This is a genomic window from Lachnoclostridium sp. An14, from assembly GCF_002160755.1.
Classification (GTDB): domain Bacteria; phylum Bacillota; class Clostridia; order Lachnospirales; family Lachnospiraceae; genus Lachnoclostridium_A.
Genome location: NZ_NFLE01000062.1, coordinates 1 through 14,805, shown reverse-complemented (window position 1 = coordinate 14,805; position 14,805 = coordinate 1). Strand labels below are relative to the sequence as shown.

Genomic DNA, 14,805 nt, shown 5'->3' with positions numbered 1-14,805 from the left:
GAAACTGCGTTCCCTATGGCACAAAAGCCTCCGGCGGGAGGCGCACTCCGCGCAAAGGAAAATGGCTGCTGGCGCAGCCGCGCTCCGGCGCGAGTGTGCGCCAAGCGCACACTTTTTTATGTAGTAGGAAAATGCGTTTCCTATGACACAAAAGCCTTTGGCGGGAGGTGCACTCCGCGCAGAGGAAAATGGCTGCTGGTGCCGCCGCGCTCCGAAACGCGCATTTTTTAGAATCCGTGACATGAAAAAAGCGGAGGTTTCAAACCTCCGCCCGGTTCTGACGCAGCCGTTCATAATAGAAGATATACTGCTGCATAACGCCGGCGCAGCCGCGGTAGCGCCCGAAGAAATCCCGGATGATGGCGGGATAGAGCTGTGCTTTGGGAAGGGCAGCGTATTTTCTGGGGTGTTTGGGGTAGTATTCGTTTTTCAGGATTTTCTCGATCCAGGTGTCCACGGGAAAGGCCTCGATGTGGTGGAGGCCAAACAGGCAGATGCAGTTGGCCACCTTCCGGCCGATTCCGTAAAAGCCGGTGAGATAGTCCATGGCGGCGGAATAGTCCAGGGTTTCCAGGAGATTTAAGTCCAGCCGTCCCTCCGCGGCGTCGGCGCAGAGTTTCTTTATGTATTTGGCCCGGTAGCCCAGTTTCAGGGCGGAAAGCTCCTCTAGGCTGGCCCGGTTTAGCTGTTCCGGGGTGGGAAAGGCGTAAAAACCTTCGCCCTCCAGGCCCTGCGCCGCCGTCCGGGGGGAAACTGCCGCCAGCGGTTTCGTTTCCAGGGCTGTTTCCAGTCTCGTCCCGTAGGCCCGGCTTAAAGCCTCCACCGCCTCCCGGATCTTGGGGATGGTCTTTTGCTGGGAAATCACGAAGGTGATGATCATTTCCCAGGGCTCCTGCCGGAGGATCCGGATGCCCTGGCCGGCCTTTGCGGCGGCGGTGAGGTAGGGATCCTTCGGGGAAACCATGGACTGGATGCGCCCGTAGTCCGTGGCGCAGTCAAAATATTCCTTCCAATAGGAGAGATCCACCTCCGGGCAGTCAAAAGCCACCTTGGGCCCCTCCTGGGAAACGGTCAGGAGCCGTCCCCGGCTGACAATGGTATAAACGCCGGGGGTCGTCTCCCTCATGCGGAAACACTGTCCCGACGCGGCGATCTGCCGCAGGTCAAAATTAAAAAAAGTCTCGTACATCATAGCCACGATTATACAGGAAGGCAGGCCGCCGGTCAATGGAAAGGGAGAAATTCCCGCGCCGCCGTGCCGCTGGCCAGAAAAGCCTCATCCCTGGCCGCCGTCCCCCTTGCTGGTGTGGGGCAGCCTGGTGCGCAGGAACCGTTTCTTCACCTCGCTCCAGTGGAAGGGGATGAGGGGGTAGATATAGCTCTTTCCCGCGATGGTCCGGTTGAAGATAATGGAGCAGGCGGAGAGAAGGATACCGGCGAGAAAGCCCCAGAAATTAAACAGGGCAGTGAGCACCAGGATGATCACCCGCATGAATTTCAGGGCGTAGCCCAGCTCGTAGCTGGCCTGGGAGTAGTTGGCCACGGTGACGAAGGCCATGTACAGCATGGTCTCGCTGTTGAACCAGCCAGATTTCACCGAGTATTCCCCCAGCACAATACCGGCGATGACGCTTAAAGGGGTGGTGAGCATACTGGGAGTATTCACCGCCGCCAGCCGCAGCCCGTCGATGGCAAACTCCAGGATCAGCAGCTGCCAGATTAAAGGCACGTGGGGCACATCGGAGAGCCGGATAAATTCCAGCCAGGAGGGAATGTAGTCCGGGTTCTGCATGAGCAAAAGCCACACCGGGGTCAAAAGCAGGGTCAGCAGGGAGATCACCATGCGGGAGAGCCGCAGGTAGGTGCCTGTGATCGGCGGAAAGTAGTAGTCGTCCGCCTCCTCGATGATGTCGAACACGGAGGAGGGCAGAATCATGGCCGAGGGGGAATTGTCCACCAGGATCACGATATTTCCCTCCAGCACGGAGGCTGCCGCCGTGTCTGGGCGCTCGGAAAACCGGAATTTGGGAAAGGGATTGTACCATTTATGGGGATAGATACACTCCGCCAGGCTCTCCTGGTTCATGGTCAGGGCGTCCACGTGAAGGCCGCGGATCCGCCCTTTGATGGTCTCCAAAAGCCGGGTGTCCACCCGCCCGTCCATGTAGCAGAGGGCGATGTCCGTGTGAGAGCTCTCCCCGGCGGTCATGATTTCCATGGCCAGCTTGGGATCCCGGATCCGGCGGCGGATGAGGGCGGTGTTAAAGATCAGGGTCTCCACGAACCCGTCCCGGGAGCCCCGCAGCACCTTATCTTTGTCCGGCTCGCTCACCCCTCTGGCCGGGTAGGTGCGGCAGTCGATGATCAGGCATTCTCTGTACCCGTCAATGAGCAGACAGGACATTCCTGTGAGGAGATAGGTGACCATGGTGTCCACGTCGGCGGTGAGATCCACCTCTCCGTAGGGCAGATACCGCTTGGAATAGCCGTGGGCGTCCGGGGGCAGATCCTTTGGCTGGACGGAGGAAAACACCTGCAAAAGCTTTAAAAGCACCTCGTCCTTGGTCAGCCCGTCCACAAAATAGAGGCAGGCCGTCTGCCCGCCTGTGGTGAAGGTCCGGTAGACCACGTCAAAATTCGTATCCGCCTTTAAAATGTCCTGGAGGCGGGACATATTTTCCGATAAATTAGCTGAAAATTCCATCTGTCAGACTCCTTTTCACTTGATAACATCAGGTCTATGGAGTCCAGTATGCGCAGTTTCGGGGAAAAGTATGAGAGCGGCGTGACCCATTCCGCGCAAAGGAAACTGGCGGCCGGAACAGCTGCGTTTCGGCGAGAGTGTGCGCAGCTGCGTACTTTTTAGGACAGAAAAGAAAGGACGCGGGAAAATGCCGCGTCCGGATTAAGAAAGGTTTAACAGGGAGCGCACCACTTCCCCGGCGATCATGAGCCCGGCCACAGGCGGGACGAAGGAAATGCTGCCGGGAGCGGGGCGGCTGCCCTTTAATTCCCCGCTGTCAGCCAGGGGCTTTCTGGGCGTTTCTCTGGAATAGAGCACTTTCAGCCCCGGCAGGTTTCTGGCCTTGCACTCTTTGCGCATCACCCGGCACAGGGGGCAGACGGAGGTGGAGTAGAGGTCTGCGATTTCGAAAAGCTCCGGATGCAGCTTGTTTCCCGTGCCCATGGAGGAGATCAGGGGGATGGAACGGGCGTGGCAGTATTCCGCGATGGCCAGCTTGGCGGAGACGGTGTCGATGGCGTCCACGACGTAGTCCAGAGGGAGAAATTCCTCCGGAATGGCGTCCATAAGAGCCTCCAGGTTGTCCGGCAGCACGAAGGAGCGGATGGTGTGCACCTGGATCTTTGGGCTGATGTGGGCGATGATCTCCTTCATCACCTCCGTTTTGGGACGGCCCACCGTGTCCTGATAGGCCACGGCCTGGCGGTTGATATTGCTCACGGCCACGTCGTCGTTGTCCACCAGGATCAGGCGGCCGGCGCCGCAGCGGGCCAGGGCCTCGATGCAGTGGGAACCTACGCCGCCCACCCCGAATATGAGGATGGAGGAGGCCCTCAGGCGGCGCAGCCCCTCCTCGCCGATGAGGAGCTCCGTTCTGGAAAATTCATGGATCATGGCTGGTTTCCTCCCTCCTGGTCCTGGAGCCGGTGGTAGTCCTCCACCAGGTCTGCCAGAGTGATGTGGTCCACCACGTCGCAGATGGCGTCGTTTAAGCGCTGCCAGACGTGGATGGTGACGCAGAGGCCGGAGCGGCCGCAGCTTCCCACCCCGTTTTCCACGCAGTCCACAGGGCAGAGACTCCCTTCCGTGAGCCGCAGGATCATGCCGATGGTGTACTCCTCCGGGCGTTTGGCCAGGTAGTAGCCGCCCTGGGCGCCCCGGACGCTTTTTACATAGCCGGCCCTGTTTAAAATGGTGACAATCTGCTCTAAATATTTTTCCGAGATCTGCTGGCGCGCGGCCACGTCCTTGATCTTTGTGTATTCGTCGGGATGGAGGGCGATGTCTAGCATCATGCGGAGGGCATAGCGCCCTTTGGTGGAAATTTTCATGAAAAACCTCCTTCTGGCTGTCTGGATTCATTTCTTATCAATTCAGTATGATTTTACAGGAAATCCCGCCGTTTGTAAAGGGATTGACAGGAAAGGGAAAAAGGTTTATTTTATATTTAGATAAATTTCTAAATGTTCTGCCCTGGGGAAATGTCCGCGCCAGGCGCACAGCAGGGCAGATGGCCGCGAAAGAGACGTGTTCCGGCGTTTCGCGGCTCCACCGGTTTATGCCGCCGTCAGGAGGTGGGAGCATGGCATTTTCGGACACATTTAAGGCGCTGGCGGATCCCACCAGAAGGGAAATTCTGGGACTTTTAAAGCAGGGAGAGCTGTCCGCCGGGGAGATCGGCGCCCATTTTCACATGACCGGCGCCACCATTTCCCATCATCTCGCTGTCCTGCACCACGCGGGGATCATAGACGGGGAGAAACGGGGAAAATATATCTATTATACCTTGAACACCACGGTGATGGACGACATCATCGGGTGGATCCTGGATCTGAAGGGAGAGAGTGATCATGAGAAATAAGAAACTGAGAGTGGCGGCATACGGGATTCCCATTCTGGTTCTGGTTGTCATCGCCCTGCTTTACGGGAAAATGCCGGAGCAAATTCCCACCCACTGGGATGTGGACGGCACTGTGAGCTACGGAGGAAAGGCGGAGATCTGGATGGTCGGGGGGATGGGCCTGCTGTTTGCGGTGCTGATGGACGTGGTGCCGAGGATCGACCCCAGAAGGCGCAACTATGAGAAGTTCGGCCGCTATTATGACGGGTTCTGCCTGGGGATGCAGGTGTTTATGGCGGCCATGTCGGGAATGATCCTCAGCGAGTCTTTTTTCCCCGGCCGGATTTCCGTGGGGCGGGTCACCGCCGGGCTGCTGGGAATCCTGTTCGTGGGGATCGGGAATGTGATGCCGAAATTTAAGAGTAATTTTTACATGGGAATCAAGACGCCCTGGACCCTCTCCAGCGACTGGATCTGGCATAAGACCCACCGGCTGGGGGGAAAGCTCTTTGTGGCGGCCGGGGCGGTCACTGTGCTGGCGGCGGTGTTTTTGCCTTTGCAGCCGGCGTTTTATGTCTGCCTTGCCAGCCTGGCGGTAGCCGGCACGATTCCCTCTATCTGCTCCTACCTGTGGTGGCGCGGGGAGAACGGCTCAAAGGGCTTTACCAAATAAAGGGAGAAGTGTATAATAGCTGTATTGCGAAAGAACGGGGCGGGCCGTCTTTCGGTCCAAACGGCCCCGGAAAATGGAGGGGATGAATTTGGAGGAAGAAAAACGGACGGAGCAGACGAAGGGCGTGCTGATGACAGAGGGGGTGATCTGGAAACAGATCCTGGCCTTTTCCCTGCCTTTGCTGGTGGGAAATTTGTTTCAGCAGCTCTACAACACGGTTGATTCCATTGTGGTGGGAAATTACGTGAGCAGCCAGGCCCTGGCGGCCGTGGGCACCAGCAACTCCCTGATCAACCTGATCATCGGGATGTTTCTGGGGATTTCCGTGGGGGCCGGCGTCATCATTTCCCAGTATTACGGGGCGAAAAACTACAGGAAGCTCCACTGGGCGGTGCACACCTGCATTGCGTTGAGCATTGTGGGCGGGATCGGCATGATCCTGCTGGGGGTGGCCCTGTCGCCGCAGATTCTGATCTGGATGAAAACGCCGGAGGACGTGCTGGCGGATTCCACCACCTACCTGCGGATTTTCTTCTGCGGATCTCTGTTTAATATCGTGTACAACATGGGAGCCGGCATTCTCCGGGCAGTGGGGGACTCCAAGCGCCCTCTGTACTACCTGATCGCCTCCTCCATCACCAATATCGTGCTGGATCTGGTGTTCGTGCTGGTGTTCCACTGGAACATCGCCGGTGTGGCCTACGCCACCATCGCCTCCCAGGGCGTGTCCGCCGTGCTGGTGGTGCTGGCCCTGATGAGGACGAGGGAGCCTTACCGTCTGGAGCTTTCCAAGCTGCGGATTGACAGGAGGATGATGCGGCGGATCCTGGCCATCGGCATTCCCAGCGGCATCCAGCAGTCCATCATTTCCCTGTCAAACGTGATCGTCCAGGCCAATATCAACGTCTACGGCTCCGCGGCCATGGCCGGTTTCGGCGCCTATTCCAAGGCGGAGGGCTTTGTGATGCTGCCCCTGCAGACCACCTGCATGGCGGCCACCACCTTCACGGGGCAGAACATCGGGGCGAAAAAATATGACCGGGTGAAGAAGGGGATTTTCCAGGGCATTGTGATGAGCGCCATCTATACGCTGGTGGTGTCCGTGCTCCTGTTCCTCTTTGGGAAGAACGTCATCGGGATCTTCAGCTCCGACCAGGATGTGCTCTCCTTCGGCCAGGAGGTCATTTCCATTATCGTGCCCTTCTACCTGACCATGACGGTGCACCAGATCATTATGGGCACCCTGAGAGGGGCGGGGCGCACCCTGGCCACCATGCTCATCGGCGTGGGAAATATGTGCGTGCTGAGAATGATTTACATTCACTTCCTGGTGCCCTTTAACCCCAGTTTCCACGCCGTGGTGATGTGCTATCCGGTGACCTGGATCACCACCATGACCATGGACCTGCTCTACTGCTGGAAGGCCAAATGGCTGCCGAGGGACGGGGCGCGGGGATAAAGTAGTTCCAGGAACATCCCTGAAAAAAAGGAAATTTAGAACAGAAATGACAGGACAGGCGGCGCGGCCAGGGAAAACGGCCGTGCCGCCGCCCAATATATTGGAGGAATTTATGAGAGACGGATTTATCAAGGTGGGAGTGGCGACTCCCAAGGTGCGGGTGGCGGATCCCGCCTGGAACCGGAAACGGATGGAGGAGCTGATCCTGGAGGCGGGAGAGAAGGGTGTGAAGATTCTGGTGTTTCCAGAGCTTTCCCTGACCGCCTACACCTGCGGCGACCTGTTTGGACAGAGGATCCTGCTGGATCGGGCGAAGGAGGAGCTGCGGAACCTGGCGTTTGCGTCGGCGAACCGGGATATGCTTATTTTCACCGGCCTTCCCTGGGCCCAGGACGGCAAGCTCTACAACGTGGCCGCGGCCATCAAGGGCGGAAAGGTGCTGGGCCTGGTGCCGAAACTTCACCTGCCAAACTACGGGGAATTTTACGAGGCCAGAAACTTTGAGCCGGGAAACGAGGAGCCGGTGCTGGTGGACTGGGAGGGGGAAAAGATCCCCATGGGCAGCCACCTGCTGTTCTGCTGCCGGGAGATCCCGGAGCTTAAGGTGGCGGCGGAGATCTGCGAGGACCTGTGGGTGGCCTGTCCCCCCAGCACGGCCCACGCCATGGCCGGAGCCACGGTGGTGGTAAACTGCTCCGCCAGCGACGAGACCACGGGAAAGAGCGACTACCGGGTGAACCTGGTGAGCGGCCAGTCCGCCCGCTTAGTCTGCGCCTATCTCTACGCCAACGCCGGGGACGGGGAGTCCAGCCAGGATCTGGTGTTTGGCGGCCACGACCTGATCGCGGAAAACGGCCGCATTCTGGCCCAGTCTCCCAGATTCCACAGCGGGCTGTGGACGGCGGACATCGACGTGGAGCGGCTGGACGGGGAGCGGAGAAGAATGAGCACCTTCCGCATGGAAGGGGCCTTCGGCTACCGCCGGGTGGAATTTTCCTTCCTGCCGGAGGAGACGAAACTGGAGCGGAAGTTCGACCCCGCCCCCTTCGTGCCGGGAAACGCGGCGGACCGGGAAAAGCGCTGCGAGGAAATTCTCTCCATCCAGGCCATGGGCTTGAAGAAACGGCTGGAGCACACCGGGTGCCGGGACGCTGTGGTGGGCATTTCCGGAGGATTGGATTCCACCCTGGCCCTTTTGGTCACGGCCAGGGCCTTCGACCTTCTGGGGATCCCCAGGGAGCGGATCCACTCCATCACCATGCCCTGCTTTGGCACCACGGACCGCACCTATCAGAACGCCTGCCTGATGACGAAACGTCTGGGGGCCACTCTGCGGGAGGTGGATATAAAGGAGGCGGTGACCCTTCATTTCCGGGACATCGGCCATGATATGGGAAACCACGACGTGACCTATGAAAACTCTCAGGCCAGGGAGCGGACTCAGGTGCTCATGGACATCGCCAATCAGGTAAACGGCATGGTCATCGGCACCGGGGATATGTCGGAGCTGGCCTTGGGCTGGGCCACCTACAACGGCGACCATATGTCCATGTACGGGGTGAATGCCTCCGTTCCCAAGACCCTGGTGCGCCATCTGGTGCGCTACTACGCGGATACCTGCGGGGAGGAGGAGCTGCGGACGGTGCTTTTAGACGTGCTGGACACGCCGGTGAGCCCGGAGCTTTTGCCGCCGGAGGACGGGGCCATTTCTCAGAAGACAGAGGACCTGGTGGGGCCTTACGAGCTCCACGACTTCTTCCTCTATCAGATCCTTCGTTTCGGCTGCCGGCCGGCGAAGATTTACCGCATGGCCCTGTCCGCCTTTGAAGGACAGTATGAGAGGGAAACCATCTTAAAGTGGCTGAAGGTGTTCTACCGCCGGTTCTTTGCCCAGCAGTTTAAGCGCTCCTGTCTGCCGGACGGGCCGAAGGTGGGTTCCGTGGCCGTCTCCCCCAGAGGGGATCTGCGGATGCCCAGCGACGCGGCGGCCGCCCTGTGGCTGGAGGAAGTGGAGGGACTGTCATGATTACCAGCACGTCCAACAGCCAGGTAAAGCAGGCGGCGGCCCTGGCAAAGAAGGCCAGGGAGAGGCGGCAGACGGGCCTCTTTCTGGTGGAGGGAAGAAAAATGTACGAGGAGGCTCCCAGAGACTGGCTGGAAAAGGTCTACGTGACGGAGCGATATATGGAAGAATACGGCCAGCCGGAGGCGGGAGTGGCCTGGGAGACGGTGACGGACGAGGTGATGAAGGCCATGGCCGACACCCAGACTCCCCAGGGAGTGCTGGCCTTGGTGCGTCAGCCGAAGTGGCGGCTTGAGGATGTATGGAAAGGGGAGAATCCGCATATCATCATGTTGGAGACCCTCCAGGACCCGGGGAATCTGGGGACCATCCTCCGGGCCGGAGAGGGGGCCGGGATCACCGGCCTCATTATGAACCGGGAGACGGCGGACATCTTCAACCCGAAGGTGATCCGCTCCACCATGGGCTCCGTCTACCGGGTGCCCTTCATCTACACCGACAGCCTGTCAGAGGCGGCCGGGGAGGCGAAACGGCGGGGAATCCGGCTGTACGCCGCCCATTTAAAGGGGGAGCGATCCTATGACCGGGAGGACTACCGTCAGGGCTGCGGCTTTCTTATCGGAAACGAGGCCAGGGGGCTGACGGACGAGACGGCGGCTCTGGCGGACTGCTACGTGAAGATCCCCATGCTGGGCCGGGTGGAGTCCTTAAACGCCGCGGTGGCGGCCTCCGTGCTCATGTTTGAGGCGGCCAGGCAGCGCCGGGGGTAACTTCCGGGACATTCTGCCGGAAAAAGGCGATTCTTACTGTTTTCTTAAAAATATTGCAGAAGATTGTATATGTTCTGAAAATATGATAGGATAAGGGCAATTACCGGTAAGAGAGGAGGATGAGTGATGGCTGCGGTGTATTGGCTGATTGCGTTTGTGGTGCTGCTGGGAATTGAGGCAGCGACCATGGCGCTCACCACCATTTGGTTTGCCGGCGGAGCGCTGGCGGCTTTTGCGGCGGCCCTGGCGGGGGCGGCAGTGGAGGTCCAGCTGGTGGTGTTTGTGGTTGTCTCCTTTATCCTTCTGCTGTTCACCAGGCCTCTGGCGGCCCGTCTGCTCCGCGGCGGGGATAAGGCAAAGACCAACGTGGACAGTCTGATCGGCAGGAGCGCCAAGGTGACGGAGGCCATTGACAATGAACTGGGGACGGGAGCCGCCGTGGTAGGCGGCCAGGAGTGGACGGCCAGGTCCTTTGACGGGGAGAGTCGTTTTCCCACAGGAGAGACGGTGGTGATCCGCGCCGTGGAGGGCGTGAAACTGATGGTGAGCGAGACTCGGAAGGAGAACTGATATGGCTGGAATTATTTTATTGCTGATTTTGCTGGTAATCCTGTTGATTGTGCTGGCGTCCTGTATCCGGATTGTGCCCCAGGCCCACGCCATGGTGCTGGAGCGATTGGGAACGTACCAGGGTACCTGGTCGGCGGGACTGCATCTGAAACTGCCCTTTGTGGACCGGGTGGTGAGGAGGATGACCTTAAAGGAGCAGGTGGTGGACTTTGAGCCCCAGCCTGTGATCACCAAGGACAATGTTACCATGAGGATCGACACGGTGGTGTTCTTCCAGATCACCGACCCCAAGCTCTACACCTACGGCGTGGAAAATCCCATCATGGCCATTGAGAACCTGACTGCCACCACCCTGAGAAATATCATCGGCGATCTGGAGTTAGACCAGACTCTCACCTCCAGAGAGACCATCAACACCACCATGCGGGCGTCCTTAGACGCTGCCACGGACCCGTGGGGCATCAAGGTAAACCGGGTGGAGTTAAAGAACATCATTCCGCCGGCGGCCATCCAGGACGCCATGGAGAAACAGATGAAGGCGGAGCGGGAACGCCGTGAGGCCATCCTGAAGGCGGAAGGAGAGAAGAAGTCCACCATCCTGGTGGCGGAAGGAAAGAAAGAGTCTGCCATCCTGGACGCCCAGGCGGACAAGGAAGCGGCCATCCTTCACGCGGAGGCGGAGAAGGAGAAACGGATCAAGGAGGCGGAAGGCCAGGCGGAGGCCATTTTAAAGGTACAGCAGGCCAACGCGGAAGGACTTCGGATGTTAAAGGAGGCGGGAGCCGACGAGGCGGTGCTTACCTTAAAGGCCCTGGAGGCATTTACAAAGGCCGCCGACGGCCGGGCCACGAAGATCATCATTCCTTCGGAGATCCAGGGAATTGCCGGTCTGGTAAAATCCCTCACCGAGGTGGCGGGAGAAGAAAAGCCGGAGAAATAAAAATGGTGTTATGTGTTATATAGAAGAAAGGGAGTCTGCCGCGGGGCGGGCTCTTTTTCTTGTGTTGTGCCATGGGATACGGCGTTCTCTGTGTCAAAACCGTTTTAGGCGGGATGCGGGGTTGGGTATGGGAAGAAGGATGTCTACGCGGCCGTGTTCCGGCGCTGGCGTGCCATAGCGAGTACATTTATCTATGTGAAAAAGGGCCCTCCTGCCGCTCGGCGAATCCTGCTTGACAGTGGCGGGAAGGTATAGTAACGTAATGGAAAGAAAGAGGAAAAGAGAGGACAGTTCATGTATATGCAGGAAAAAAAGCGGGGGCCCAGAAACGGGGCCATGATTTTGGACGTGCTCCACGTGGCCCTAGGGCTGATGATTGTGGTTCTGGGGATTCTGACGTTTTTAAATCCGGAGGATCATATGTTTTTCTTTCCGGTGATCTTCTTTTTGGGGGCGGTGCTCAACCTGGCGGATGGGATCTGGAGCCGGAAAATGGCTGCCAGAGGAAAGAAAAATAAGAAGGTGGGCTGGCTGTTTCTGGCAGTGGGCGTGTTTCTGCTGGTGGTGAGCGCGGTGAGCGCCCTCAGCATTTGGAGGTAAAGGTGAAAGGCGAGATTTTAAAGATTTTGAGAGAGACAGACGGATACGTGTCCGGCCAGGATCTGTGCGACCGGCTGGAGGTTTCCAGGACGGCGGTGTGGAAAGTGATCCGCCAGCTGGAGCAGGAGGGCTACGGGATTGACGCGGTGAGAAACAGGGGCTACCGCCTGGCCTCCTGTCCCGACCGGCTGACAAAAGAGGAGCTGGATGCCTGCATCCGGGGAAACTGGGCGGGAAAAACCGTTTACCATTATGAGGAAACCGGCTCCACCAATGACAGGGCAAAGGAGCTGGCGGCAGCCGGCTGCCCCCACGGCACTCTGGTGACGGCGGAGGAGCAGACCGCAGGCAGGGGACGGCGGGGACGGAGCTGGTCTTCCCCTTCCGGGACAGCGGTTTACATGAGCCTGGTGCTGCGGCCGAAACTGCCGCCCGCCTCCGCTTCCATGGTGACCCTTGTGGCTGCTCTGGCGGTGTCGGCGGCGGTAAAAAAAGTGACCGGGGCCGAGAGCCGCATCAAGTGGCCCAATGACCTGGTGGTGGGAAATAAGAAAATCTGCGGGATTCTCACGGAGATGAGCGCAGAGCTGGACTGCATTCACTACGTGGTCATCGGCATCGGCATCAACACAGGCCAGAAGGAATTTCCAGAGGAGATTTCTTCTACGGCCACATCCCTCTTTCTGGAGACGGGAAAGCCGGTGAACCGGTGCAGGCTGGTGGCGGCGGTGATGGAGGAGCTGGAAGGCTATTACGAAAGCTACTGCCGCGCAGGGGATCTATCCCTCTTAAAGGAGGAGTACAACCGGGAGCTGGCGGGAGCCGGCGGGGAAGTGCGGGTGCTGTCCCCGGCGGGGGAATACACCGGCGTATCCCGGGGAATTGACGAGGAAGGAAGGCTTTTGGTGGACCGGGCGGACGGCACGCGGGAGTGCGTGGTATCCGGTGAGGTCTCTGTCCGCGGCCTTTATGGATATGTATAATGGAACGATGGTATGACAAGCTGCTGCCCCTTTCAGACGCTGGGGAACTGTCCCCGCGGGAGAGACTGAGACAGCTGGAGGGTCCCCTGCTTTTCTGGTACGGGGAAAACGCCAGAGAACTGCCCTGGCGCCAGTCCCCGGAGCCTTACCGGGTGTGGATTTCAGAGATTATGCTCCAACAGACGCGGGTGGAGGCGGTAAAGCCCTACTTTGAGCGGTTTATGAGGGAGCTGCCCGCGGTGCGGGATCTGGCGGAGGCCGGGGACGACCGTCTGATGAAACTGTGGGAGGGCCTGGGATATTACAGCCGGGCCAGAAATCTGAAAAAAGCGGCCATAATCGCCTGCGAGAACTACGGCGGCGATCTGCCGGGAGATTACGGCGCCCTCTTAAAGCTGCCGGGAATCGGCAGCTATACGGCAGGGGCTATCGCCTCCATCGCCTTCGGACTGGCGGAGCCGGCGGTGGACGGAAATGTGCTCCGGGTGCTCTCGCGGGTGACCGCCAGCCGGGAGGATATTCAGAAACAGGCGGTAAAACGGGAGTTTGAAAACCTGGTTCGCTCCGTGATGCCAAAGGACCGTGCCGGGGACTACAACCAGGCCCTCATCGAGGTGGGCGCCCTGGTCTGCGTGCCAAACGGCGGCCCCAAGTGCGGGGAATGCCCCATGGCCACCCTCTGCCTGGCAAGAGAGAGGGGCCTGACCGGGGAGATCCCGGTGAAGGCGCCGAAGAAGGCCAGGAGGATCGAGGAGAGAACGGTGTTTCTGGTGGAGGCGGACGGAAAAGTGGCCATCCGGAAACGGGAGGGGAAGGGCCTCTTAGCCTCCCTTTATGAGCTGCCCAACAGGGAAGGGCAGATGTCTGTATCCCAGGCCCTGGAGTCCCTTGGGATCCCGGAGGCGTTTCTGCTGGAGGCGGAGGAGCTGCCGGAGGCGAAACACATTTTTTCCCATGTGGAATGGCATATGAGGGGGCTGCGGCTGAGGCTGCGGGACCTTCCTCCCTGGCAGAAGGGGGAGCATCTGCCGTTTTTTGTGGATAAGGAGGAGCTGGCGGAGGGATACCCGCTGCCAAATGCCTTTTCAGCATATCGAAAATTGGTATAGACGGCGGTTTTTTGTGAGATACTATCGGTAATTTCCAAGGGTAACAGAGAAGGAGGATGAGCTGTGAAACGGCTTCTGTTTGTGATCAATCCCCGCTCCGGAAAGGGCAGGATCAAAAATAAGCTCATGGACGTGGTGGACATTTTTGTGAAAAAGGGCTACCGGGTGGAAACCTACATTACCCAGTGTCCCCTGGACGCGAAACGGCAGGTGATCTCCCGAGGCCGGGGAGCGGACCTGATTGTGTGCAGCGGCGGCGACGGGACCCTCAACGAGGTGATTTCCGGAATAATGGAGTTAAAGAAAACTCCGGCCCTGGGTTACATTCCCGCCGGCTCTACCAATGATTACGCCGCCAGCCTGAGACTTCCCAAACAGGTGGAGAAGGCCGCCAGACTGGCAGTGGAGGGAAAGGCCTGCCCGTCGGACGTGGGAAAATTCGGCGAAGACCGGTATTTTGTGTATATTGCGGGATTCGGTGCCTTTACGGAGGTTTCCTATTTGACGCCCCAGGATAAGAAAAACTTGCTGGGGCACCAGGCCTATATGCTGGAGGCAGTGAAAAGCCTGGCGGACATCCGGGGCAGAAAAATGAGAGTGGAATGGGAAGACGGGGCGCTGGAGGGAGAGTTTCTGTTTGGAATGGTCACCAATACCATCAGCGTAGGCGGCTTTAAGGGGCTGGTGAGCGGGGATGTGGCCCTGGACGACGGCTTTTTTGAGGTGCTGCTGATCCGGATGCCAAGAAATCCGCTGGAGCTGAGCAATATTGTTTCCTATCTGCTGATGAAAGAGGAGAGGAAGGAAAATGAGCTGGTGTACCGGTTTAAGGCGAAACGGCTGAAGGTGGAGGCCGAGGAGGAAGTGGATTGGGTGCTGGACGGGGAGTTTGGCGGGAAACGGAGAGAAGTGGAGATTGTGAACCTGGAGAAACGGGTACATATTGTTAGGGGGTGAGGGATGAAAGGTGAGGGGGCGGCTCGATGCGCTGGCGCTGTCTCGCCTGGAGGGACGGCTCGATGCGCTGGCGCTGTCTCGCCTGGAGGGACGGCTCGATGCGCTGGCGCTGTCTCGCCTGGAGGGACGGCTCGATGC

15 protein-coding genes are annotated in these 14,805 nt (G+C 58.8%); 11 read left to right on the top strand and 4 right to left on the bottom strand.

Annotated elements, in window-relative coordinates; translation table 11 throughout:
- Nucleotides 1-259 precede the first annotated feature (259 nt).
- The 4 genes from B5E84_RS19625 to B5E84_RS19610 all read right to left on the bottom strand — a co-directional run bounded on the left by B5E84_RS19625 (nt 260) and on the right by B5E84_RS19610 (nt 4,074).
- Nucleotides 260-1,189 carry a DNA-3-methyladenine glycosylase family protein gene (locus tag B5E84_RS19625; RefSeq protein WP_330374318.1) on the bottom strand — a complete coding sequence of 310 codons (930 nt, stop codon included), beginning with the start codon at nt 1,187-1,189 and terminating at the stop codon, nt 260-262.
- Between the two features lie 87 nt (nt 1,190-1,276).
- Nucleotides 1,277-2,704, bottom strand: a complete 1,428-nt coding sequence (locus B5E84_RS19620; RefSeq protein WP_087226508.1) for a spore germination protein — start codon at nt 2,702-2,704, stop codon at nt 1,277-1,279.
- A 201-nt stretch (nt 2,705-2,905) separates the two neighbouring features.
- A complete protein-coding gene (locus B5E84_RS19615; RefSeq protein ID WP_087226505.1) occupies nt 2,906-3,637 on the bottom strand; it encodes a tRNA threonylcarbamoyladenosine dehydratase in 732 nt (243 codons plus the stop codon).
- Nucleotides 3,634-4,074, bottom strand: a complete 441-nt coding sequence (locus tag B5E84_RS19610) for an RrF2 family transcriptional regulator (protein WP_087226503.1) — start codon at nt 4,072-4,074, stop codon at nt 3,634-3,636. The genes B5E84_RS19615 and B5E84_RS19610 overlap by 4 nt, the downstream gene beginning before the upstream one ends.
- A gap of 251 nt (nt 4,075-4,325) precedes the next feature.
- On the opposite strand from B5E84_RS19610, the gene B5E84_RS19605 reads away from it, so the two are divergent.
- From B5E84_RS19605 to B5E84_RS19555, 11 genes are all read left to right on the top strand, one after another.
- On the top strand, nt 4,326-4,604 hold the full coding sequence (locus B5E84_RS19605; RefSeq protein ID WP_087226500.1) for an autorepressor SdpR family transcription factor: 279 nt from the start codon (nt 4,326-4,328) through the stop codon (nt 4,602-4,604).
- Nucleotides 4,594-5,256, top strand: coding sequence for an SdpI family protein (locus B5E84_RS19600; protein ID WP_087226497.1), 663 nt, complete (start codon nt 4,594-4,596; stop codon nt 5,254-5,256). The genes B5E84_RS19605 and B5E84_RS19600 overlap by 11 nt, the downstream gene beginning before the upstream one ends.
- Nucleotides 5,257-5,386: 130 nt before the next feature.
- On the top strand, nt 5,387-6,715 hold the full coding sequence (locus tag B5E84_RS19595) for an MATE family efflux transporter (RefSeq protein WP_242963449.1): 1,329 nt from the start codon (nt 5,387-5,389) through the stop codon (nt 6,713-6,715).
- Nucleotides 6,716-6,827: 112 nt separating this feature from the next.
- Nucleotides 6,828-8,741 (top strand): NAD(+) synthase, encoded by a 1,914-nt coding sequence (locus B5E84_RS19590; protein ID WP_087226513.1) that lies wholly within the window; start codon nt 6,828-6,830, stop codon nt 8,739-8,741.
- Nucleotides 8,738-9,508, top strand: a complete 771-nt coding sequence (locus B5E84_RS19585) for a TrmH family RNA methyltransferase (RefSeq protein ID WP_087226491.1) — start codon at nt 8,738-8,740, stop codon at nt 9,506-9,508. The genes B5E84_RS19590 and B5E84_RS19585 overlap by 4 nt, the downstream gene beginning before the upstream one ends.
- A 126-nt stretch (nt 9,509-9,634) precedes the next feature.
- The gene (locus B5E84_RS19580; protein WP_087226488.1) at nt 9,635-10,078 is read left to right on the top strand and encodes an NfeD family protein; all 444 of its coding nucleotides are present in this window, start codon (nt 9,635-9,637) and stop codon (nt 10,076-10,078) included.
- A gap of 1 nt (nt 10,079) precedes the next feature.
- Nucleotides 10,080-11,018 carry an SPFH domain-containing protein gene (locus B5E84_RS19575; protein WP_087226485.1) on the top strand — a complete coding sequence of 313 codons (939 nt, stop codon included), beginning with the start codon at nt 10,080-10,082 and terminating at the stop codon, nt 11,016-11,018.
- Between the two features lie 294 nt (nt 11,019-11,312).
- Nucleotides 11,313-11,618, top strand: a complete 306-nt coding sequence (locus tag B5E84_RS19570) for a DUF6637 family protein (protein WP_087226482.1) — start codon at nt 11,313-11,315, stop codon at nt 11,616-11,618.
- A 2-nt stretch (nt 11,619-11,620) separates the two neighbouring features.
- Complete coding sequence (locus B5E84_RS19565; protein ID WP_087226479.1) at nt 11,621-12,601, top strand: biotin--[acetyl-CoA-carboxylase] ligase; 981 nt, start codon at nt 11,621-11,623, stop codon at nt 12,599-12,601.
- Nucleotides 12,601-13,710 carry an A/G-specific adenine glycosylase gene (gene mutY / locus B5E84_RS19560; protein ID WP_087226477.1) on the top strand — a complete coding sequence of 370 codons (1,110 nt, stop codon included), beginning with the start codon at nt 12,601-12,603 and terminating at the stop codon, nt 13,708-13,710. Before B5E84_RS19565 ends, mutY begins: the two co-directional genes overlap by 1 nt.
- 63 nt (nt 13,711-13,773) lie before the next feature.
- Complete coding sequence (locus tag B5E84_RS19555; RefSeq protein WP_087226474.1) at nt 13,774-14,667, top strand: diacylglycerol/lipid kinase family protein; 894 nt, start codon at nt 13,774-13,776, stop codon at nt 14,665-14,667.
- Nucleotides 14,668-14,805: the final 138 nt, after the last annotated feature.